This window comes from Oceanotoga sp., assembly GCF_030445905.1.
Lineage (GTDB): Bacteria > Thermotogota > Thermotogae > Petrotogales > Petrotogaceae > Oceanotoga > Oceanotoga teriensis.
Window position 1 is genome coordinate 78275 of the sequence record NZ_JASUSU010000001.1, and the last position, 21676, is coordinate 99950.

20 protein-coding genes, 1 tRNA gene and 1 other RNA gene are annotated in these 21676 nt (G+C 26.7%); 17 read left to right on the plus strand and 5 right to left on the minus strand.

Features of this window, described 5'->3' with window-relative positions; translation table 11 throughout:
- Positions 1-150: 150 nt before the first annotated feature.
- A complete protein-coding gene (locus tag PWP28_RS00415) occupies positions 151-471 on the minus strand; it encodes a GyrI-like domain-containing protein (protein WP_109604085.1) in 321 nt (106 codons plus the stop codon).
- A 128-nt stretch (positions 472-599) separates the two neighbouring features.
- On the opposite strand from PWP28_RS00415, the gene PWP28_RS00420 reads away from it, so the two are divergent.
- From PWP28_RS00420 to PWP28_RS00440, 5 genes are all read left to right on the plus strand, one after another.
- Complete coding sequence (locus tag PWP28_RS00420) at positions 600-1250, plus strand: hemolysin III family protein (protein WP_109604086.1); 651 nt, start codon at positions 600-602, stop codon at positions 1248-1250.
- Positions 1251-1500: 250 nt separating this feature from the next.
- The gene (locus PWP28_RS00425; protein WP_109604087.1) at positions 1501-2148 is read left to right on the plus strand and encodes an ECF-type riboflavin transporter substrate-binding protein; all 648 of its coding nucleotides are present in this window, start codon (positions 1501-1503) and stop codon (positions 2146-2148) included.
- A gap of 21 nt (positions 2149-2169) precedes the next feature.
- A complete protein-coding gene (locus PWP28_RS00430) occupies positions 2170-3864 on the plus strand; it encodes an ABC transporter ATP-binding protein (RefSeq protein WP_109604125.1) in 1695 nt (564 codons plus the stop codon).
- Entirely contained in the window at positions 3857-4684 is an 828-nt protein-coding gene (locus PWP28_RS00435; RefSeq protein WP_308644035.1) for an energy-coupling factor transporter transmembrane component T, read from the plus strand. Before PWP28_RS00430 ends, PWP28_RS00435 begins: the two co-directional genes overlap by 8 nt.
- Positions 4685-4860: 176 nt before the next feature.
- The gene (locus PWP28_RS00440; protein WP_308644036.1) at positions 4861-5241 is read left to right on the plus strand and encodes a hypothetical protein; all 381 of its coding nucleotides are present in this window, start codon (positions 4861-4863) and stop codon (positions 5239-5241) included.
- Between the two features lie 62 nt (positions 5242-5303).
- Here the strand turns inward: PWP28_RS00440 and PWP28_RS00445 are convergent.
- Positions 5304-5378, minus strand: a tRNA-Glu gene (locus PWP28_RS00445).
- A gap of 318 nt (positions 5379-5696) precedes the next feature.
- Between PWP28_RS00445 and PWP28_RS00450 the strand changes: the two genes are divergently transcribed.
- From PWP28_RS00450 to uvrB, 12 genes are all read left to right on the plus strand, one after another.
- Positions 5697-6650, plus strand: a complete 954-nt coding sequence (locus PWP28_RS00450; RefSeq protein WP_109604090.1) for an asparagine synthetase A — start codon at positions 5697-5699, stop codon at positions 6648-6650.
- Positions 6651-6663: 13 nt separating this feature from the next.
- On the plus strand, positions 6664-7989 hold the full coding sequence (gene glnA, locus PWP28_RS00455; RefSeq protein ID WP_109604091.1) for a type I glutamate--ammonia ligase: 1326 nt from the start codon (positions 6664-6666) through the stop codon (positions 7987-7989).
- Positions 7990-8345: 356 nt separating this feature from the next.
- Positions 8346-9812 carry an IMP cyclohydrolase gene (locus PWP28_RS00460; RefSeq protein ID WP_109604092.1) on the plus strand — a complete coding sequence of 489 codons (1467 nt, stop codon included), beginning with the start codon at positions 8346-8348 and terminating at the stop codon, positions 9810-9812.
- A gap of 43 nt (positions 9813-9855) precedes the next feature.
- Positions 9856-9955, plus strand: an RNA gene (gene ffs, locus PWP28_RS00465) — signal recognition particle sRNA small type.
- 34 nt (positions 9956-9989) lie between these two features.
- Entirely contained in the window at positions 9990-10649 is a 660-nt protein-coding gene (locus PWP28_RS00470; RefSeq protein WP_109604093.1) for a hypothetical protein, read from the plus strand.
- Between the two features lie 211 nt (positions 10650-10860).
- Positions 10861-11421, plus strand: coding sequence for a class I SAM-dependent methyltransferase (locus PWP28_RS00475; RefSeq protein ID WP_369426104.1), 561 nt, complete (start codon positions 10861-10863; stop codon positions 11419-11421).
- 1 nt (position 11422) lies between these two features.
- On the plus strand, positions 11423-12175 hold the full coding sequence (locus PWP28_RS00480; RefSeq protein ID WP_109604094.1) for an energy-coupling factor ABC transporter ATP-binding protein: 753 nt from the start codon (positions 11423-11425) through the stop codon (positions 12173-12175).
- Positions 12166-12972, plus strand: a complete 807-nt coding sequence (locus PWP28_RS00485; RefSeq protein WP_308644037.1) for an ATP-binding cassette domain-containing protein — start codon at positions 12166-12168, stop codon at positions 12970-12972. The genes PWP28_RS00480 and PWP28_RS00485 overlap by 10 nt, the downstream gene beginning before the upstream one ends.
- Before the next feature lie 175 nt (positions 12973-13147).
- Positions 13148-14281: a hypothetical protein gene (locus tag PWP28_RS00490; RefSeq protein WP_369426105.1), complete on the plus strand. Its 1134-nt coding sequence runs from the start codon at positions 13148-13150 to the stop codon at positions 14279-14281.
- Positions 14282-14391: 110 nt separating this feature from the next.
- Positions 14392-15600, plus strand: coding sequence for a DUF2715 domain-containing protein (locus PWP28_RS00495; protein ID WP_308644038.1), 1209 nt, complete (start codon positions 14392-14394; stop codon positions 15598-15600).
- Positions 15601-15666: 66 nt separating this feature from the next.
- Positions 15667-16305: an HAD family hydrolase gene (locus PWP28_RS00500; protein ID WP_109604097.1), complete on the plus strand. Its 639-nt coding sequence runs from the start codon at positions 15667-15669 to the stop codon at positions 16303-16305.
- A 10-nt stretch (positions 16306-16315) separates the two neighbouring features.
- Positions 16316-18283 carry an excinuclease ABC subunit UvrB gene (uvrB, locus tag PWP28_RS00505; protein WP_109604098.1) on the plus strand — a complete coding sequence of 656 codons (1968 nt, stop codon included), beginning with the start codon at positions 16316-16318 and terminating at the stop codon, positions 18281-18283.
- 47 nt (positions 18284-18330) lie between these two features.
- Here the strand turns inward: uvrB and PWP28_RS00510 are convergent, their stop codons facing one another.
- The 3 genes from PWP28_RS00510 to PWP28_RS00520 all read right to left on the minus strand — a co-directional run bounded on the left by PWP28_RS00510 (position 18331) and on the right by PWP28_RS00520 (position 21672).
- A complete protein-coding gene (locus tag PWP28_RS00510; RefSeq protein ID WP_109604099.1) occupies positions 18331-18666 on the minus strand; it encodes a hypothetical protein in 336 nt (111 codons plus the stop codon).
- An 80-nt stretch (positions 18667-18746) separates the two neighbouring features.
- Complete coding sequence (gene lepA, locus PWP28_RS00515) at positions 18747-20567, minus strand: translation elongation factor 4 (RefSeq protein WP_109604100.1); 1821 nt, start codon at positions 20565-20567, stop codon at positions 18747-18749.
- Between the two features lie 79 nt (positions 20568-20646).
- Positions 20647-21672, minus strand: a complete 1026-nt coding sequence (locus tag PWP28_RS00520) for a Gfo/Idh/MocA family oxidoreductase (RefSeq protein WP_308644039.1) — start codon at positions 21670-21672, stop codon at positions 20647-20649.
- Positions 21673-21676 lie beyond the last annotated feature (4 nt).

Consider the following 21676-nt stretch of genomic DNA (forward strand, 5'->3'; position numbering starts at 1 on the left):
TGATATTAAAATATATTAAATTTTTTGATGATATAAATTGCTAATATTTAATAAAATGAAAAAAATATTATTATTTAATTAAAAAAGAGACGCTTATGGCGTCTCTATAAACAAATATATATTAACTTCTAATTTATGATAAAATATTTTTTATAACTCTACTTTAATAACAGGATCACATAGATAAGTTATTAATAGTTCAGGTTGAACTTGTGTAAAACTATTTTGATACCATTCAAAAGAAGGTCTATTTGAATCAAACTTCCATCCACTATTTGGAAGCCATTCTTTTCTCCATTTATCCCAGATATTTCCAATTTCTTCATAAGAACCTTGATGGGTTAAAATAGCATACATTCCACCAGGAGTTTCATAATATTTCAATCCAAAATCTTCTTTAATTTTTTTAGGAATACTCATACATACACCCCATCTTTTTTTATTCCAATCTATTTGAGTACTCTTTTTCACAAGATCATCTCCATTATATATTAGTTTTAAATTAAAAATCTGTCCAAACTTGTCATTTTTATATTAAAAATATTATAAATTATTTTGATATAATAAATAAGAAATAAATTTATAATTGGGAGGCAAATATGTTTGATTTTGATAATTATGAAAAATTTACCAAAGGCGAAGAAATAGCAAATTCAATAATTCATGGAATTGGAATTTTATTTTCATTGGCAGCTTTAGTTTTAATGATTGTTTTTTCATCTATTAAAGGAGATCCTTGGAAAATTGTTAGTACAACTATTTTTGGGTCTACATTACTAATTATGTATACTTCTTCTACTTTATATCATGCTCTCACTAATAGAAAAGCAAAACATATTTTTGAAATTTTTGATCATATATCAATATATTTATTAATTGCAGGAACTTATACACCTTATACATTAGTTACATTAAGAGGACCTTTAGGTTGGACAATATTTGGGATAGTATGGGGTATGGCAGTATTAGGAATACTTTTTAAAATCTTTTTTTTAAAAAAACATGTAATGCTTAGTACATTCATTTATATATTAATGGGCTGGATCATAATTATAGGAATAAAACAAATCTTTTTAAACTTACCATTTTGGGGTTTTATTTGGTTAGTAATTGGAGGAATATTGTATACTATCGGAACTATATTCTATATTTGGAGAAAATTTAAATATCATCATGCAGTATGGCATATTTTTGTATTATTTGGAAGTTTTTCACATTTTATATCTATATTTTTTTATATTATTTTTTAATATTTAAGATTATATCGAATATATTATATATTATTATATCTTGAATTAATATTTCAAATGATGTATAATATCTTTTGTTAAAAAGATATTATATAAAAAATAAACTGATGAGCAAAATACACCAGAATACTGATAAATCTATCAGTATTGACTGGTGTACTTTATTTTTTTTTGAGAGATATAATATTAACTTTTTAGGTAAAATATTAAAACATCTTGGTGGATGTAAAAAACATTAGGAGGGATTTTTATGGGATTTTTTAAGTCATTAGCTACTATGCAGGGATTAATATCTTTGATAATAGTTGTTTTGATTTGTTTGGGAGTTTATATTTTTGCAAAAAGTAAAGGAAAAAAAGCTTCTATAAGTACAAAAGATGTTGTTGCTATTGGGATAGGAGCGGCTTTATTTGCAGCTGTGTCTTTTTTATCAATACCAATAGGACCTAATACATCTTTTAGAATTGCTATAGCATTATTAGTTATATTTGGTGCAATATATGGACCAATAGTTGGTTTTCTTGTAGGATTTATAGGTCATGCTTTAAATGATGCACTTATGTATGGTTCGGTTTGGTGGAGTTGGGTTTTTATGTCAGCAATGATAGGATTATTTGCAGGATTTATATTCTTAAATAAATCTTTTAGTGTTAAAACAGGCCAAATTAATAAATCACATATAATTAAAATGTATTTATATTCAATTTTTGGAATATTAGCTGGAAGTGTAGTTTCTTATTTGGGAGATGTTTTCTTGTATGGTGAACCAGCTGATAAAGTATGGCTTCAAATAATTTTAGCAAATATTTCTAACTTTGTTGTTATCGCAGTGGTTGGAATTCCTGCTATAATTGCTTTGGCAAAAAGAAATTCAAAAGGAAGTTTGGAAAAAGAATAATCGGAGGTTTTTTAATTGGAAATTATAAAATTTGAAAATTTTTATTTCCAGTATCTGGGAGTTAAAGAAAATACTTTAAAAAATATAAATTTAATTATAGAAAAAGGTGAAAAAGTTTTAATTGCCGGACCTAGCGGATCCGGCAAATCCACTTTAGCACATTGTATAAATGGCTTAATTCCTTTTTCTTATAAAGGAAATATCAAAGGTAATTTAAAGATAAAAGATATAATTCCTCATAAAGAAAGTATATTCAAAATAAGTGAATATGTTGGGACTATATTACAAGATCAAGATGCACAATTTGTTGGTTTAAGTGTTGGAGAAGATGTAGCTTTTACTTATGAAAACAATAAAGTTGAACAAAATGAAATGCTTGAATCTGTTAAAAAAGCTCTTTTATCTGTAGATATGATAAATTTTATAAATGAAACTCCTCATAATTTAAGCGGAGGTCAAAAACAAAGAGTATCAATGGCAGGAATACTTGCATCTGATTCAGAGATTTTATTATTTGATGAACCTCTTGCAAATTTAGATCCAGCCAGTGGCAAAAGAGCCATGGAAATAATAAATGAAATACATGAAAAAACTTCAAAAACTATAATTATAATAGAACATAGAATAGAAGATGTTTTGGAATATAATATTGATAGAATGATTGTTATGAATAATGGTGAGATAGTTGCAAATGATACACCAGATAATCTATTATCTGGAGATTTTATTATATCTAATGGTTTAAGAGAACCATTGTATGTTGAAGCTATAAAAAAATTAGGAATAAATATAAAAAAAGAAGATCAAATAAGTGATATCAAAAATACTATTAAGTATAAAGAAATTTTAAATAATATTAAATATAATGAAAAAAATATTGATAATATAAATGAATCAGAAACTTTAATAAAATTTAAAAATGTATATTTTAAATATTTTGATGATTCTCCTTATACAATAAAAAATATAAATTTTGAATTAAAAAAAGGTGAAATACTATCTGTTTTGGGCAATAATGGATCTGGAAAATCTACAATGATGAAAGTTTTAACAGGAATATTAAAACATCAAAAAGGAGATATATATTATAAAGAAGAAAATATAAATAAATGGACTATTAGAGAAAGAGCAATGAAAATAGGATATGTTATGCAAAATCCAAATCATATGATAACTCAAACTCAAATATTCGATGAAATAGCATTCGGTCTTAGAAATTTTAAAGAAAATGAAAAAAATATAAAAGAAAAGGTATATGATATTTTAAAAGTATGTGGTTTACATGAATATAGAAATTGGCCTGTATCTGCTTTAAGTTATGGACAGAAGAAAAGATTAACGATAGCTTCTATATTAGTTATGAATCCTGAAATTATTATATTAGATGAACCAACCGCTGGTCAAGATTATAAAAATTATCGTGATTTTATGAGTTTTATTAATGAATTGAAAATGTCAGAAAAAAGCATAATAATAATAACACATGATATGCACCTCGCCCTTGAATATTCTGATAGATCTCTTGTTTTATGTGAAGGTGAAATTTTAAAAGAAGATACGGTATATAATATATTATCAAATGAAGAAATAATTGAAAAATCAAATTTAAAAGAAACATCTTTAACTAAACTTGCAAAAATATGTGGTATAAAAAATTCGAAAAACTTTATAAATTCTTTTATATCAAGAGATTTAAGTGGTGATTTAAATGAATAGAACCGGATCTTTATATATAGAAAAAACTTCTTTTATACATAATTTAAATGGTGCTGTAAAACTTTTGCTCTTAATATGTTGGACTGTTTTTATATTTTTATTTATGGACTTAAGAGTCTTTTTGAGTATGATAATTATAGGGTTTATATTATTAAAAATGGCACAAATACCTTTTAAAAAGATAAAAACTTTAATTTGGTTTGTTGTTATTTTTACTATATTTAATTCTATATTTCTCTTACTTATAACTCCAGAGTACGGGTCTGAACTTGCTGGTACTTATAATACTTTTTTTGAAATTGGAAATTTAAATATAACTTATGAAACTCTATTTTTTTCTTTAACTTTATCTTTAAAATATTTGTCTATATTACCAATTACATTACTTTTTCTTTTTACAACTCATCCAAGCGAATTTGCAAGTAGCTTAAATAAAATAGGAATACCATATAAAGTAGCTTATGCAGTTAATATAGCTTTAAGATATATACCGGATGTAACAGATGAAATGAAAAATATAATAAATGCTCAAGAAGCAAGAGGTGTTTGTTTTAATAAAAAAGATGCGGGGATATTCAAAAGATTAAAAAATTATGTCACTATTTTAATACCTCTTTTAATATCTTCATTAAACAGAGTTGAAATTGTTTCGAATGCTATGGATTTAAGGGGGTTTGGAAGATATAAAAAAAGAACTTGGTATCATCAAAAAACTTTTTCGATCATAGACTTTTTATTTTTAATGATATCTTTTGGCATGATAATAGTTGGAATATACTTGAAAAATACATTATTAAAAAATTTTTGGTATCCTTTTTGATTTTAAGGTTATTTTAAATTAAATTTTATTAAAATCTAAGCTTTATTTTAGAATAATTTAAGCCTTCGTAAATAAAATATAATTATGTTTTTAACTTATATTTTATTATTTTATGGAGGTGTTTACTATGAAAAAAACAGTTACAACTTTTTTTATGCCTTATGTCTTTAGGAATGTTGATTTTTGCAGGTACTTTTAGTACTAAAAATGATCCATTAGAAGAATCACCAAAAGATTTTGAGTTTGATTATCAAATGAACTCAGAATTGCAAGCAACAAAAAATGAGAATGGAGAGTTTGAATTTGAAGGGAAAATCTTGAGTATTTCTGAAAAACCAAATGAATTGGGTTATTATGAATTAGTTTTAGAATATATAGTATCGACTAATGAAGAAAATAACCCTACAGAAAAAATAGCTGTAGTTTTGAATGATTTTGGGAATAATATAAAAGATTTAGTTTCAGAACAGAGAATACATGTGATTGCTTATGAAAAAGAGCAAGATGAGAAAAAAATTTTAATTTTAAAAGAAATAAGTATAATTGAAGAAGAATAAATAAAAAAATGGAGCGGGTAATAATATACTCGCTCCAAACAAACACTTATTTGTATGTTTTATGGCAGCCCCACGGGGAATCGAACCCCGACTCTCGGACTGAGAATCCGATGGACTGGCCGTTATCCTATGGGGCCATAACAAGAGATATTATACCATTCTTTTTTAGTTTTGTAAATACTTTTTTTGAAAACTTTATGCAAAAATAATATTTGACATATAAATTTTATTTTGATATAATGGTTTTAATTCAAAAAAGTCAATTATTCTTAATTAAAGGTGATTAATATGAAAAAACTTTCAATTTCAATAAATAACTTTTTAATTCAACAATTAAATAATAATAATAATAATAATATGAACAGCGTCGGGATTTTACGCTGATTTTTTGCGTATAAAAATTAACCGACGCTTATTAGCGTCGGTTTTTTTTTATTAAATTAGGAGGGAAAATTATGAAAAGATTAGAAGAGAGAGTTGTAGATACTATTGATTTGGTTGATACTTATATCAGTGATGAATTTTATTCTGATTTATTAACTATTCAATCTGTAATATTGAGGAAAACAAGAGATGTAATGTATTCTAAAGGATTTACAGAAATTCTTCCTGTAATAATATCCCCAATAACAGATCCATTAAATCATGAAATTTTTGATGCGAGTATAGAATATTATGATCAAAAATATTCTATAACGAAATCTATGATTCTTCATAAGCAAGTTAGTACACTTGTACATAAAAAGATATTCTGTATGTCTCCAAATATAAGACTTGAAATTGAAGATAAATATGAAAGTGGAAGGCATCTTTATGAATTTGTACAACTTGATATGGAAGTTAGAGAAGCTAAGAGAGAAGATATTATGGATATAATGGAGGATTTGATAATTGAAACAATAGATTATATAAAATGTAACTATTCAAATCTTATCAAGAAGTATAATGAAACTTTAGAAGTACCAAAAAAGAATTTTAAAAAAATAAAAGTAAAAGAAGCTTTAAAAAAATATGGTAAAGATTATGAAAAAATTCTTTCAGAAAAAGAAGGAGCTCCTTTTTGGCTTATAGATTTACCTTTATTAGATAGAGAATTTTATGATAAACAAAACAAAAAAGATCCAGAATATCTTTTAGATTTTGATTTAATATATCCAAAAGGATTTGGTGAAGCCATCTCTGGAGGAGAGAGAGAACATGAATATAAACAAATACTAAGTAGAATGAGATTAAAAGGTAATTCAGAAAAAAGTTTTGAAGAATATTTAAAAATCGCAAAAAAAGGACTTCTAAAAGAATCTGCTGGATGTGGTCTTGGCATAGAGAGATTTACAAGGTATATTTTAGGACTAAAACATGTTGAAAAAGCAAGAATGTTTGCCAAGGCACCGGGGAAAATATCTATATAAAGGATGGTGAAGCATGGAGAAAGAACAACTTTTGGAATATGTAAAAAGTCAAGGTATAAAATTTATAAGACTTCAGGTTACAGATATTAATGGAATGCTAAAAAACGTTGAAGTTCCTTCTTCAAGACTTGAACAAGTTATAAAAGATGGAACCATGTTTGATGGCTCTTCTATAGAGGGATTAGCGAGAATAGATGAATCTGATATGATATTAAAGCCTGATTTAAATACTTTTACTATTTTACCTTGGACAGTTGAAAGGGGAAAAGTTGGAAGACTTATATGTGATGTTTATACTACTACTGGTAAACCTTTTGAAGGGGATTCAAGATATATATTGAAAAAAGTTGTCAAAAAACTTGAAGAAAAAGGTTATACAGGATATTGTGGGCCTGAACCCGAATTTTTTCTTTTACCAAAAGACGAAAAAAACAAGCAAATTAAACTTGAATTTTTGGATGAAGGAGGATATTTTGATCTTTTACCAGTAGATCTTGGTGAAGAAACAAGAAAATCAATAGTGAATGCTTTACAAGTTATGGGATTAAAAGTAGAAGCTTCTCATCATGAAGTAGCACCATCACAACATGAGATTGATTTTCAATATGATGATCTTATAAGTACAGCAGATAACATACAAACTTTTAAACTTGTTGTTAAAACGATGGCTCTTATAAGAGGGTTACACGCTACATTTATGCCTAAACCATTTCCTATGGTGAATGGTTCTGGAATGCATGCAAATACAAGTTTATTTAAAGAAGATAAAAATATTTTCTTCAATAAAGATGGAGATTATCAACTTTCACAGGAATTGAGGTATTTTGTTGGAGGTGTAATAAAACATATACCAGCTATTACCGCAATTGCAAATCCTACTATAAATTCTTATAAGAGATTAATACCAGGATATGAAGCACCTGTTAATGTAGCATGGTCTGTTTCGAATAGAAGTGCTTTAATAAGAGTTCCCGCAGCAAGAGGTAAAGGAACAAGAGCAGAATTAAGAAGTCCAGATCCAACTTCTAACCCATATCTTTTACTTGCTGTAATATTTGGATGTGGATTAAAAGGAATAGAAGAAAAAATAACTCCTCCAGATCCTGTTATTGAAGATATATACTCAATGGATAATAACAGAAAGATAGACCTGGGAATCGGCAAATTGCCAGGTTCTTTGAAGGAGTCATTAAATGAATTAAAAAGAGATAATTTTGTAAGAGAAATTATTGGTGAACATATATATAAGACTTTCATAAGTATTAAAGAAAAAGAAATCGAGTGTTTTAAAGTTCATGTTACCGATTGGGAAATAGACCAGTATTTGAAATTATATTAAAAATAAAGACATTTTGCAAATGCAAAATGTCTTTATTTTTTTAACTTATTTAAAGGGGAAGAGGTTTCTTTTGGTTCTTCTGCTATCAATTCTGGATTAAATAGTATATATATAAAAAAATCAAAATTCTTAATTATTTTTTTCATATTATTACCTCCTTTTAATGTTCATTTATATTTTAACAATTTTAATGTATTTTAGAAATTTAAAGTTATTACATTTAGAAATTAAAACTTACATGTATGTAAGTTAAGGTAATTTATTATGTATTAATTCTAACAATATTTTTCTGTAATGAATATTAACAAATAGAGTGGTAAAATAATATTATAAGAATTATATTTGGGAGGATTTTTATGAATATAAAAAGAGCTATAATTTCAGTATATGATAAAACTGGATTAGAAAAACTTGCAAAATTTCTTAAAGCAAACGATGTTGAAATAATATCTACTGGTGGAACTGCTGAATATTTAAATAGTATAGGAATTTCTGTGACTAAAATGTCTGAATATACTGACTTTCCAGAAATATTGGGAGGCAGAGTTAAAAGTTTACATCCTAAATTATTTGGAGGAATTCTTGGAGAAGTTGGAAATAAAGAACATGAAGAACAATGTGATAATTTAGGTATAAAAAGAGTAGACCTTGTTGTAGTTAATTTATATCCATTTGATGAAATCGCTAAAAATACAACTATAGAAAAAGAACTTTTAAATTATATTGATATAGGTGGACTTGCAATGATAAGAGCTGCAGCAAAAAATTATAGAGATGTTGTACCTCTTGTTGATCCAGAAGATTATGAAGATATAATAGAATCTATTGAAGAATGTGGAGATGTACCTTTACATAATAGAAGAAAATTATCTTTAAAAGCATTTTATACCACATCTAAATATGACTCAAACATTCATAAAGTGTTTAGTGAACTTTTTGCTTCTGAAAAATTTGATCATGAATTTTTTGAAATAGGTGGAATGTTGAGATATGGTTCTAATCCACTTCAAGAAGCTACACTCATGAAATTTTCAGGTGGAGAAAGTATTTTTGATCATATGGAAAATATGACAAAATTCAAATCTCCAACCCTTAGGATAATAAAAGATATAAAAAAATTATTCAAATTAGTTAGCAAAACGAATAGAGAAATAATAGCTTTTTCAAAGAAAGGAATTATTGTATTTGCTTATATAGATCCATCAGAAAAAGACTTGGAAGAATTTTTTAAACATATAAATAAATTGAGGGGTGGAGTATTATATACCGATAGTTTAGATATAATAAAAAAATTAAAAAACAATATGATAGATTGTATTTTAACTACGGCAGATATAAATCAAGAAGATCTTTTATCATACAAATCTATGGTATTCAAAATGGATAGATTTGATATGTCCTTTGACCAAGAATATATTATAGACGAAGATATAGTTATAAAACAAGAATATAAAAATTTAATAATTGATTCAGACGATTATTCGAAATTAGCTTTTGAAATTGCTAAAATGCATAAATCAGATTCAATCGTATATTTAAAAGGAAATAGAATTTATTCTGGAAATCAAAGTTCATTAAATAGAATGATAGCTTTAAACACCTTAGAATACGTGTTAAATGCTTTTGATGAAAATTTAAATACTGGAACTATGATTTTTGATTCACCAATTAATGATGAAAGAATAATAAAAAAATTAGAAGACTGGAATATTAATGAATTGATAGTTCCACCGCCATTACCTAAAGATAAACAATATTTAGAAACTTTAAAACAAAAAGGTTTTAAGATAATTGTAACGCCTAATAGATATCATAAGTATTGATTTTTTTGATTTTTATGGTATAATTCTTTTTGGGACTACACGTGGCTGGGTCCTGCGCAACGAAAACTAGTGAAACTGGTCAGGCCCGGAAGGGAGCAGCCATAAGCTTTGTCTTTTGTGTGCCGCAGGGAAGCTCAGCCACCTTTTTTTATATATTTTATTATGAGGGGGAATAAAATGAAAAAGAACTTAATGGTTTTATTAATTCTTACTATGACTATTTTATCTTTTTCTAAAGTTTTTGGAGTTATAAATACTCCATTTTCTATAGGTGCGGGGTATGAAGATGAGAATAATTATTTGAAATTAACAAATAAAGATTTTTCTTTTTCATATAAATATACTTTTTTTGATCAAATAAGACCTTTTTTAAGTTTGAATTTCGATTTTAATAATCCAGTTTTTAATAATAATTTAAACGCTGGTGTAGATCTTATATATGAAGATTTTGATTTTGGAATAGGCTTATGGAATTCTTTTACAGAAGATGCCTCTGAAACTGGAAATAATAAATCAGGTTTTGCAGGTGCAAATGTCTTTTTTAATGGAGGCTTGGGAAACATAATATTTGGAGCTAATCTTACATATAGACTTATAGATATAATAAGAACTGATGAAGGACTTAATTATAATTTTCAAGCTTTTCCGGAAGATCTTGCACAATTAAGAGGCTTTAGTGGTTATATTGGATATGAAATATTTGAAACAAAAGAAGCGATGATGAGATTTTATGTCAATTTTGCTGGAAAATATTCTATAGTTCCTGGTGGATTTGTTTTTTATAAATTTGATCAAGATTATAGTTTTAATTTAGAATTGTATTTAAATGCTTTTTGATGGAGGTATTTCAATGAATCAAAGGAACAAAAAAAATAAAAAAGATAAAAAAGAAAATGTTAAAATATTAGGTCCAGAAGATTTAATGCATTTAGATGTAGAAAGTGTTGTTGATATAGTTAATCAAAAAATAAAAGGAAACAAAAAAGAAGTAAAAAAAATAAAACCAGAAGGATTTGAACATTATTATACAGAGAATCCAACATCTGAAATGAGATCTAAAAAATTAAAATTAAAATTAAAAAATGATCATGAATATATATTTAAATCTGTAACTGGAGTTTATGGAAAGAAAAAAATAGACAAAGCTACAAGACTTTTAATAGAAAATGCAGAAATTTATGGAGAAAATATTTTAGACATAGGATGCGGATATGGTCCTATTGGTATAACTTTAAAAAAAGAGAATCCAAATTTAAAAATGTATATGAGTGATATAAATAATAGAGCATGTGATTATGCCGGTGTAAATGCTAAAGATAACAATGCTGATATTGAAATAAGACAAGGTTATCTTTATGAACCATGGGAAGATATGATGTTTGATACAATAATTTCAAATCCTCCAATAGTAGCAGGTAAAAAAGTTTGGCAATCTTTGATAGAAGGTTCTTATAAACATTTAAATAAAGATGGAGTATTACTTTTAGTAGCTTATCACAATAAAGGTGGTAAAAGAATACAAGAATATATGGAAAATATATTTAAAAATGTAGACACTTTACAAAAAAGTGGTGGAATAAGAGTATATAAATCTATAAAGGAAGAATAAAATGTTTTTTGAATGTAAAAATATAGAATTTGATTATAATGAAAATAAAATATTGAAAAATATCTCCCTCGAGTTTAAAAAGGGAGAATTTGTTGGTTTAGTTGGAGATAATGGTTCTGGAAAATCAACATTAATGAAAATTTTAAGCGGTATATATGAACCTAAAAATGGGAAAATAATATATGAAAATGAAGAATTGAATATAAAAAATAGAACAAAAATTGGTTATGTTTTTCAAAATCCAGAAAATCAAATAGTTGGAGTTACTGTTGATGAGGATATAGCTTTTGGACTTGAAAATACAGGTGTTCCAAGAGAAGAAATGATAAAAAAAATAAAATGGGCACTCGATGTAGTTGGCTTAAATGAAAAAGAAAAAGCTGATCCAAACACTTTATCTGGGGGTCAAAAACAAAGACTCGCAATTGCTTCAATAGTTGCAATGGATCCTTCCATAATATTTATGGATGAACCTACAACTATGTTAGATCCAAAGGGAAGACTTGAAGTTTATAAAGTAATAAAAAAACTTGTGAATATGGGAAAAACTATAATTATTGCATCGCATCATGCACCAGATTTAAATGAAGTTGATAGAATTATAGGACTTAAAAATGGTAAAGTTATTTATGATGGAAATAGAGATAAATTTTATATGAATACAAAAATGGCTATAGAAATACCTTTTGATATAAAATTAAAAAAATTTTTAAATAAATCTTATGATGAGTTGGTGGAAGAAATATGTCAATAAAAGTAAAAAATCTTACATATACATATTCTAAAAATACACCATTTGAAAAGATAGCTTTAAACAATATAAATTTAGAAATAAAATCTGGAGAATTATGGCTATTTGTTGGTCATACGGGGTCTGGTAAAAGTACATTAATAAATACGTTTAATGGCCTTTTAATTCCTCAACAAGGTGAAGTATATATAGATGAAGAGTCTACAAAATCTAAAGAAATAAAAATAAAGGATATAAGAAGAAAAGTAGGTATAATATTTCAATATCCAGAAACTCAGTTTTTTTTACCTACCATAAAAGAAGAAATATTATATGCACCCAAAAATTTTAATGTAAACATAGACAAAAAAGAAATATCATTTTATATGCAACTTTTATCTTTACCTTATGAATATCTTGAAAGATCTCCTTTTAACTTATCTGGTGGAGAAATGAGAAAAGTAGCTATAATTTCAGTATTATCTTATAAACCAGAGTATATAATTTTTGATGAACCAACTGTTGGTTTAGATTATTCTACCAGAGAATCTGTTTTTAATACAATAAAACAACTCAATAAAATGGGAAAAACAATAATATTATCTACACATTGGATAAGTGAATTTCTTGAATTAAAACCGAATGTATTAATGTTAAAAGATTCAAAAGAAGCTTTTATAGGAAGTTTCGATGAATTTATAACTCTGGATTATAATGTTTTGGAAGATTCGGGAATAATACTTGATGAAAAGTTAGACTTATATAGAAAAACTATTATACATAAAAAAGAAAATATAAAAAATAAAATTTTAAATATATAAATAGGGCATTCGCCCTATTTTTAATTTAAATGACTTTTCTATGACTCTAAATGACTTAAATCGTCTAATATTAGATTTGAGTTTTTGATAAAAATTCTGTATTTTATTTTTGAATAATGAAAAAATTTTCATATGCAGGAGGATTAAATTGAAAACAAGATTACAATCAAAAAAGATGAAAAAAAGGAATTTAGGTCATGAAATCGAACCATATATTTTTATTGGAATACTATTATTAATATTTGTTCCCTTAGCGAATATTATGGGAACAGCAAATTTATTCAAAACTCTTATGAATACTGCACACAATCTTTTATTAAATACTGTATTTTTTATAATGGCTGTTGCGGTATTAACTGGAGCACTTGGTTCTCTTTTATCGGAATTTGGAGTTGTTAATCTTTTAAATAAATTATTAAAACCTTTGATGAAACCTTTATATGGATTACCTGGAGCAGCATCTTTGGGAATATTAACAACTTTTTTATCAGATAATCCTGCAATAATTTCTCTTGCTAAAGACAATGAATTTATAAAATATTTTCAAAAATGGCAAGTACCTTTATTATGTAATTTAGGAACATCTTTTGGAATGGGTTTAATTGTTTCAACTTATATGATGGCTCAGTCTGGAACTATGGGAGTAAACTTAATAAAGCCAGTTTTAATAGGTCTTCTTGGAGCAGTTGTTGGTTCTATTATTAGTGTAAAAATCTTTTCTATATACACAAAAAGATTTTATGGCTCTGAAGAAGAAACTATTCAATCCAATATAAATTGGAGAAAAGTTAGACAAGGTACAGTTGGTTCAAGATTTTTAGATGCCCTTTTAGAAGGTGGAAAAAGTGGTGTTAATCTTGGTTTAGATATTATTCCAGGAGTATTAATAATTTCATCATTTGTTATGCTTATTACTTATGGACCAAAAGATCCAAATATAGGATATCAAGGACTTGCTTTTGAAGGTGTTCCATTTTTACCTTGGTTGGCTTCAAAAGTTTCTGGAGGATTGGAATTTTTATTTGGATTTCAAAGCCCAAAATTAATAGCTTTTCCATTGACAGCACTTGGCTCGACCGGAGCGGCTTTGGCGTTAATACCATCTTTTATAAATGAGGGAATATTAACAGCAAATGATATCGCTGTTTTCACATCTATAGGTCTTACATGGAGTGGTTATTTATCAACTCATGTTGCCATGATGGATTCTCTTGCTGCAAGAAACCTTGCTTCAAAGGCAATCTTTGCCCATACTATAGCAGGAATAATTGCAGCATCTGTAAGTCATTTTTTGTATATTATTATTTAAACAGATATATTAAAAAATAGCCATTTTACACCTTAAAAAGACAAAATATCGCTATAAAGTTGAAAAAAATATATTTAAGATATATAATTAATTCAATTGGAGGTGTTAAAATGAAAAAAAATCTAATCATATTATTAATAACAATTATAGGAATATTTGCTTTTTCTCAAGATATGAGAAAAACATTATTAGTTTATACTAAAGGGTACTCAGAAGCGACTGGCTTACTTGAAAGTGAATTAAACAGGAGAATATCCTATTTAGGAAAATACAAACTCGTTGATAAAGATGATCTTCTTTTTAGAGATATATTAGGAAATTTAAATTCTAATATAAATCAATCTAATTTAAAAGAATTAAATGTAGATGCTATTGTTTTTGTTGATGTTACTGATTCATACCAAAATTCTTATATAGATAAGAACAATTATTTATGGTGGGATTTCAAATTATATGTAAATTATAAATTGATAAATGTTCAAAATGGAGATGTTTTGGAAAGTAAAAGATTTACAGGATCTGGAACTTCATATACAAAACTTGCATCTACTGGATTTTTTACCCCAAGTAATAGTTCTTATGTTATGAAACAAGCCAGAGATCAGGCGGTAGGAGAAGTGACGGGTAATATAGTTTCTAAATTGAATATGCTATTTAGAATTAAAGCGGATATGAATAGTAACATAGTAAATGATTTTGTTAAAATTAACAAAGGTAAGAATTATGGAGTTTATAATGGTATGATATTTCAATTTGTGAAAGAATTTGATGGAAAGATGATAACAGATGGAAAACTTGTAGTTAAACAAGTAAGAGAAAATGAATCTGTCCTTAGAATTCTTGAACATCCTAGAGCTTTTAATATAAATAATGCAGATTATGTAATAGAAGCACCATATGAATTAGCGATTAGAGCTTTATACGATATAAGCTATTTAAATAAAGGACTTAAAGATCATGGTGTAAGTTTTGCATTTGCGATAGATAATTATGAAGGATTATATCTTGGAGGAAATTTTGAATATAATTATAATATAAATTATAATATGATTTCTATTGCTTTTAGATTGGGTTATATATTGGATATGAATGATTTTGCGATAACACCTAATATAGGACTTGGAGTAGTTTCTAAATTGTATTCAGAAGATTTTTCAGATGATTCTTTTGCTGTAACTCCTGGACTCAAATTAGATTATTTCTTTAATAAAAATATTGGACTAACAACGGAAATTGGGTATGATTTTAATTTTGGCTTTAATGGAAATCCTATAGATAATAAATTAAAACTTTCTGCTGGTTTAGAATTAAGATTTTAATTTGAATAAAAATAAAGGTTTGCAGTTGTTTTTAAACTGCAAACTCTTTTTTTATGGAGGTTATTTATGTTAAAAGCTATTATATTTGATTTATATGGTACATTAATTGATGCTGAAGGATTGTTTTATGAGGTTTCGAATTTATTATCTAAAAAGACTTCAAAAAATGTTGAATATATTGAAAAAGAAGTTTTAAATCTATATTCTCATTATTTTAAAGATTATTATTTAAAAGAATTTAAACCTGAAAAATACTATTATAAAATGCTTTTCAATGAAATTATAAAAAAATATAATTTAAAAGAAGATGCAAAATATTATATAGACTTTATGTATGAAAGTTTTTCAAAATTACCATATTTTAAAGATATTGATTATTTAAATGAAATAAAAAAGAAAAATATATATGTTAGTATACTTACAAATGCAGATTCTTATTTCGTAAGAAAAAAAATTAATTCATCACAAATATACTATGAAGATCTTATAATATCTGAAGAAGTTGAGTTATATAAACCTGATAAAAGAATATTTGAATTAGCTCTTCAAAGACTTAATTTAAATAAAGAAGAAATAATATTTATAGGTGATAATTTAATTACCGATATTAAAGCAACAAAAGATATAGGTATAAAGTCCTTAAGAATAGATAGAAAAGGAAAAGGAGACATATCTTCTTTATATGAATTGATAAATTACATTTGAGGTGATAACTTTGTATGATTTATATTCTGAATATGAACCGAGAGGAGATCAACCGCTTGCCATTGAACAACTTGTACAAGGATTAAATGATAAAAAAAGATTTCAAACACTTTTAGGGGTTACTGGATCTGGAAAAACTTATACCATGGCTAATGTCATTGCAAAAACAGGTAGACCAGCGTTGATAATGTCACCAAATAAAATACTTGCAGTTCAACTATACCATGAATTCAAAGAATTTTTTCCAAATAACAAAGTCGAATTTTTTGTATCTTATTATGATTATTATCAGCCTGAAGCATATGTTCCCACAAGAGATATATATATTGAAAAAAATGCTGATATAAACGATATTTTAGTTAAAATGAGATTATCTACGTTAAAATCTATATTAACAAGAAAAGACGTAATCGTTGTTTCATCTGTATCAGCAATTTATGCATCTGGAAACCCAAGAGACTTTGCGAATATAAATCTTTATTTAAAAAAAGGTCAAAGATACTTAAGAAGAGACATATTAGAAAAACTTGGTAAAATGCAATACACAAGAAAAGAAGATGATTTTACTGGTGGTACATTTAGATGGAAAGGTGAAACATTAGAAATTTATCCTGTTTATGATGACCATGGAATAAGAATTACTTTTTTTGATGATGAAATAGAAAATATAATATCTTTTGATATTTATAATAGAACACATATTGAAGATTTTGATAAAATAACTATATATCCCGCAAAAGAATTTGTTACGACAGAAGATAAAATTCTTGGAGCAATAAAAGATATAGAAAATGATTTAGATCTTCAAATTCAAAAATTTAAAAAAAATGGTAAATTATTAGAAGCGCAAAGAATAGAGCAAAGAACCAGACAAGATATAGAATTTCTTGAAACAATGGGATATTGTAAAGGAATAGAAAACTATTCAAGATATTTTGATGGTAGAAAACCAGGAGATTCTCCTTGGACATTATTGAATTACTTTGAAAAAGATTTTTTAACTTTTATAGATGAATCACATATAGCAGTTCCACAAATTGGAGGAATGTATAAAGGAGATTATGCAAGAAAAAAAAATCTTGTTGATTTTGGATTTAGACTTCCTTCTTCTCTTGATAATAGGCCTTTAAGATTTGATGAATTTGCCCAAAGAGTAAATCAAACTATTTTAGTATCGGCTACACCTGGAAGATTTGAAAAAGAAGTTTCTGAACAAGTTGTTGAGCAAATAATAAGACCTACAGGTTTATTAGATCCTGAAGTTATAGTTAGAGCTACAGAAGGTCAAATAGATGATTTTGTTTCTGAAATCAGTAAAATAGTTAAAAGAAATGAAAGAGCTCTTGCAGTTGTATTGACGAAAAAAGATGCTGAAATGTTATCAGATCATTTGAATCTTATGGGAATTAAATCAGAGTATTTACATTCTGAACTCGATACTTTAGAAAGAGCAGAAGTTGTAAAAAAATTAAGAAATGGTGATATAGATGTAGTTGTTGGAGTTAATCTTTTAAGAGAAGGTTTGGATATGCCAGAAGTCTCTCTTGTTGTTATAATGGATGCGGATAGAGAGGGTTTTTTAAGATCAGAAACAACTCTTATACAAACAATAGGTAGGGCTGCAAGAAATGTAAATGGAAAAGTTTTATTATATGCTGATAAAATGACACCAGCTATGAAAATTTCTATAGATGAAACTAATAGAAGAAGAAAAATACAAAAAACATTCAATGAAGAAAACAATATAATACCTACTTCAATAATAAAAAAATTACCTGATGATGTATTTGCGCCTTTTAAAGATAAAATGACTGAAGAAGACTATGTATTTGAAGTTGGTGAAGGTATGAGTCCAGAAGATTATTTAGCAGTTCTTGAAGAAGAAATGTATAAAGCAGCATCTGAATTAAGATATGAAGATGCAGCAAAATATAGAGATGAAATAAATAATGTGAAAAAAAAGTATAGTATAAATTAAAAAACTTACCTTTTTATAAGGTAAGTTTTTCAAAATTTTTAGTTAAATTAACTTCTTTTTGGCTTTATAAATTTATCTGTGTTAAAGAAGAATGTATAAATTCCCCATATGAAAACATATAAAAGGAAAACCGTTATCCAAAGCATCTGTATATCATCCATAATCCCAAAAATAGCAGTACCTCTTATAAAGGTAATTGCCATTGCAAGTATCCATTCTCTGGATAATAAAGCGACTAAAGATGCTAAAAATATTATTGCGGGAATATCAACAACTAAACTAAAAATTAGTAAGCAAGCAATTCCAACAATCCACAGAGAAATTCTGTAAATTAATTTTTTTTGCTTTTTTTTGGCACTTTTTTCTGAAATTGAGTCTGACAAAAACGACACCCCCTAAAAAAGATTATTATTTATCTAATTATACAATAATTTTATTCATTTTACAAATGGATAAACAAAAATTAATTATCTTCATCATTAATTTTAAGTATTGCTAGAAAAGCATCCTGAGGAATAGAAACACTTCCTATTTCACGCATTTTTTTCTTTCCTTCTTTTTGTTTATTCAAAAGCTTCATTTTTCTTGTAATATCTCCACCATAACACTTTGCTAAAACATCTTTTCTTAAAGCTTTTATTGTAGACCTTGCTATTATTTTACCATGTGAATAAGCTTGTATTGGGATCTCAAATTGATGTTTTGGAATTAAATCACTCAATTTGTCAACAATTTTTCTTGAAGTTTCATAAGCTTTACTTTCATGTTCTATAAAAGAAAGAGCGTCTACAGTTTCCTTATTAACAAGTATAGTTATTTTTTCGAGATTAGACTTTCTATAATCTATGTACTCATAGTCCATAGAAGCATAACCTCTTGAAATGGCTTTCATCTTATCAAAATAATCAAATATTAAATCAGCTATAGGAATTTCAAAATGTAAAACAACTCTATCTTTACCAGCATTTGAAACTGATTTAAATTCGCCTCTTTTTTCAACTTGGGAAAGATTCATTAAATTGCCCATATAATCTGGTGGTGTTATTATATCGAGTTTTGCATAAGGTTCATATATTTCATCTATAGAATCATTAGATGGAAATTCTGATGGGTTTGTAACTTCAAGCATTTCACCAGATTTTAATTTAGTTTTATAAACGACACTTGGAGCTGTTAAAATAACAGCTATTTCAAATTCTCTTTGAAGTCTCTCTCTAACTATATCCATATGTAATAAACCTAAAAATCCACATCTAAAACCAAATCCCATAGCTGGTGAATGTTCAGCTGTAAATGTCAAAGCTGCATCGTTTAATTTAAGTTTTTCCAGTGCTTTTCTTAATTCTTCATAATATTTTGGTACTCCCGGATAAAGTCCAGCATAAACCATTGGTTTTGATTCCTTATAACCTGGTAATCTTTTATCTGTAGGATTTGATTGAAGAGTTATTGTATCTCCAACATTTGCTTCTTCAATGTCTTTAATTCCAGCTATAATATACCCAACTTCTCCAGCTGTTAAATCTTCAGTTTCTTGTAATTCAGGGTGAAATATTCCAACTTCTGAAACTTCATAAGAAGTATCTTTAGCCATTAATTTTATGGTATCACCTTTTTTAATAGAACCAGAAAAAATTCTTGTATATATTATAACCCCTTTATATTTATCATATTCAGCATCAAATATTAAAGCCTTTAATTTATCATCCGAACTACCTTTACTTACAGGTGAAGGAACAGTTCTTACTATTTTTTCGAGAAGATCATGAACACCTTCTCCTGTTTTGGCACTTAATTTTGATATATCATCTGTATCAATTCCAACTAAATCATTTATTTCAAGAATAGTTTCTTCAGGGTTAGAATTTGGTAGATCTATTTTATTTATAACCCCTATAATTTCAAGGTCATTTTCAAGTGCAAGATAGGTGTTTGTAACAGTTTGAGCTTCTACACCTTGAGACGCATCGACGAGTAAAACAGCACCTTCACAAGCAGCTAAACTCCTGGAGACTTCATAAGTGAAGTCTACATGTCCAGGAGTGTCTATTATATTTATTTCATAAGTATTTCCATCATCAGAATCATAGTAAATTTTTACGGGTTTTGATTTTATTGTTATTCCTCTTTCTCTCTCTAATTCCATACTATCCATAAATTGCTCTTTCATTTTTCTCTCTTCAACAGAATGAGTCATTTCAAGAATTCTATCTACAAGAGTTGTTTTTCCATGATCTATATGAGCAATTATAGAAATATTTCTAATCAACTCAGGGTTATACAAAATTATTACACCTCCATAAAACTTCTTATTTTCAAAGTTTATTATACCAGATTAATTATTAATAAACAAAATGAGGAGGTTAAAAGTGTATTCTTTTATTTGTTTTACCACTTTCATATATTGCACATATCATCTCTTGAGTTTTAAAAGCTTCATTACCATCAATTTCAGGTTTTTCCGAATTTAAAATGTTTTTATAATATTTTGAAATTTGTTTTATATGACTAACACCCCAGTAACCTTTCACATTACCATAATTAAAAGTTTCTGCTGGATTTTTATCTGCAATTAATTCTCTACCATCATTAAATTTTATAATAGCTTTATCTGCTATCATTTTTACTAATCCTTTTTCACAATGAATTTCTATTTCTACTGGAGCATCATATGAATAATAATTTACAGCATGAAAAGAAGTTAATACACCATTTTTATATTTTATAACTCCTTCAGCCGAATCTTCTACTTCTATTATTTCATGAGCTCTATTACTTATATTAGCATCTATATAATCTATTTCACTATTTATAAACCATCTCATCAAATCCATAGTATGAATTGCTTGATCTATAATTACACCGCCACCTTCTTTATCCCAAGTACCTTTCCAATCACTTTTTTGATAATATTCATCAGATCTATCCCAGGTTACTGAAAGTTTCCCAGAAAGGATCTTACCAAGCTCTCCAGATTCAAGAGTGTTTTTTATTAATTGGGATCCAGGATTATATCTATTTTGAAATATAACTCCAAGAGTGATATTATTATCTTTTGCTGCATTTATCATATCATTAGCATCTTTCAAATTTATTGACATGGGTTTTTCAGTCATTATATTTATTTTTTTACTTGCAGCATATATTGCAATTGGGGGATGCATATAATGAGGTGTACATATATGTATTATATCGAGATTTTCTTTTTCTATCATATCTTTATAATCTAAATAATAATTACAATTAAATTCTTTTGCTTTACTTTTAGCTCTGTCCTCTTTAGTATCACAAACAGCTACTAGTTCGGCACTTTCTATCATTTGAACAGAAACAGCATGCATTGGAAAAATATTTCCACAACCTACAATACCAACTCTTAATTTATTCATATTT

What these genes read in the sequence shown, in the direction of transcription:
- PWP28_RS00420 (WP_109604086.1), top strand. Translation starts at nt 600, where the DNA reads ATGTTTGATTTTGATAATTATGAAAAATTTACCAAAGGCGAAGAAATA.
- PWP28_RS00425 (WP_109604087.1), top strand. Translation starts at nt 1,501, where the DNA reads ATGGGATTTTTTAAGTCATTAGCTACTATGCAGGGATTAATATCTTTG.
- PWP28_RS00435 (WP_308644035.1), top strand. Translation starts at nt 3,857, where the DNA reads ATGAATAGAACCGGATCTTTATATATAGAAAAAACTTCTTTTATACAT.
- PWP28_RS00450 (WP_109604090.1), top strand. Translation starts at nt 5,697, where the DNA reads ATGAAAAGATTAGAAGAGAGAGTTGTAGATACTATTGATTTGGTTGAT.
- glnA (WP_109604091.1), top strand. Translation starts at nt 6,664, where the DNA reads ATGGAGAAAGAACAACTTTTGGAATATGTAAAAAGTCAAGGTATAAAA.
- PWP28_RS00460 (WP_109604092.1), top strand. Translation starts at nt 8,346, where the DNA reads ATGAATATAAAAAGAGCTATAATTTCAGTATATGATAAAACTGGATTA.
- PWP28_RS00470 (WP_109604093.1), top strand. Translation starts at nt 9,990, where the DNA reads ATGAAAAAGAACTTAATGGTTTTATTAATTCTTACTATGACTATTTTA.
- PWP28_RS00475 (WP_369426104.1), top strand. Translation starts at nt 10,861, where the DNA reads ATGAGATCTAAAAAATTAAAATTAAAATTAAAAAATGATCATGAATAT.
- PWP28_RS00480 (WP_109604094.1), top strand. Translation starts at nt 11,423, where the DNA reads ATGTTTTTTGAATGTAAAAATATAGAATTTGATTATAATGAAAATAAA.
- PWP28_RS00485 (WP_308644037.1), top strand. Translation starts at nt 12,166, where the DNA reads ATGTCAATAAAAGTAAAAAATCTTACATATACATATTCTAAAAATACA.
- PWP28_RS00490 (WP_369426105.1), top strand. Translation starts at nt 13,148, where the DNA reads ATGAAAAAAAGGAATTTAGGTCATGAAATCGAACCATATATTTTTATT.
- PWP28_RS00495 (WP_308644038.1), top strand. Translation starts at nt 14,392, where the DNA reads ATGAAAAAAAATCTAATCATATTATTAATAACAATTATAGGAATATTT.
- PWP28_RS00500 (WP_109604097.1), top strand. Translation starts at nt 15,667, where the DNA reads ATGTTAAAAGCTATTATATTTGATTTATATGGTACATTAATTGATGCT.
- PWP28_RS00520 (WP_308644039.1), bottom strand. Translation starts at nt 21,672, where the DNA reads ATGAATAAATTAAGAGTTGGTATTGTAGGTTGTGGAAATATTTTTCCA.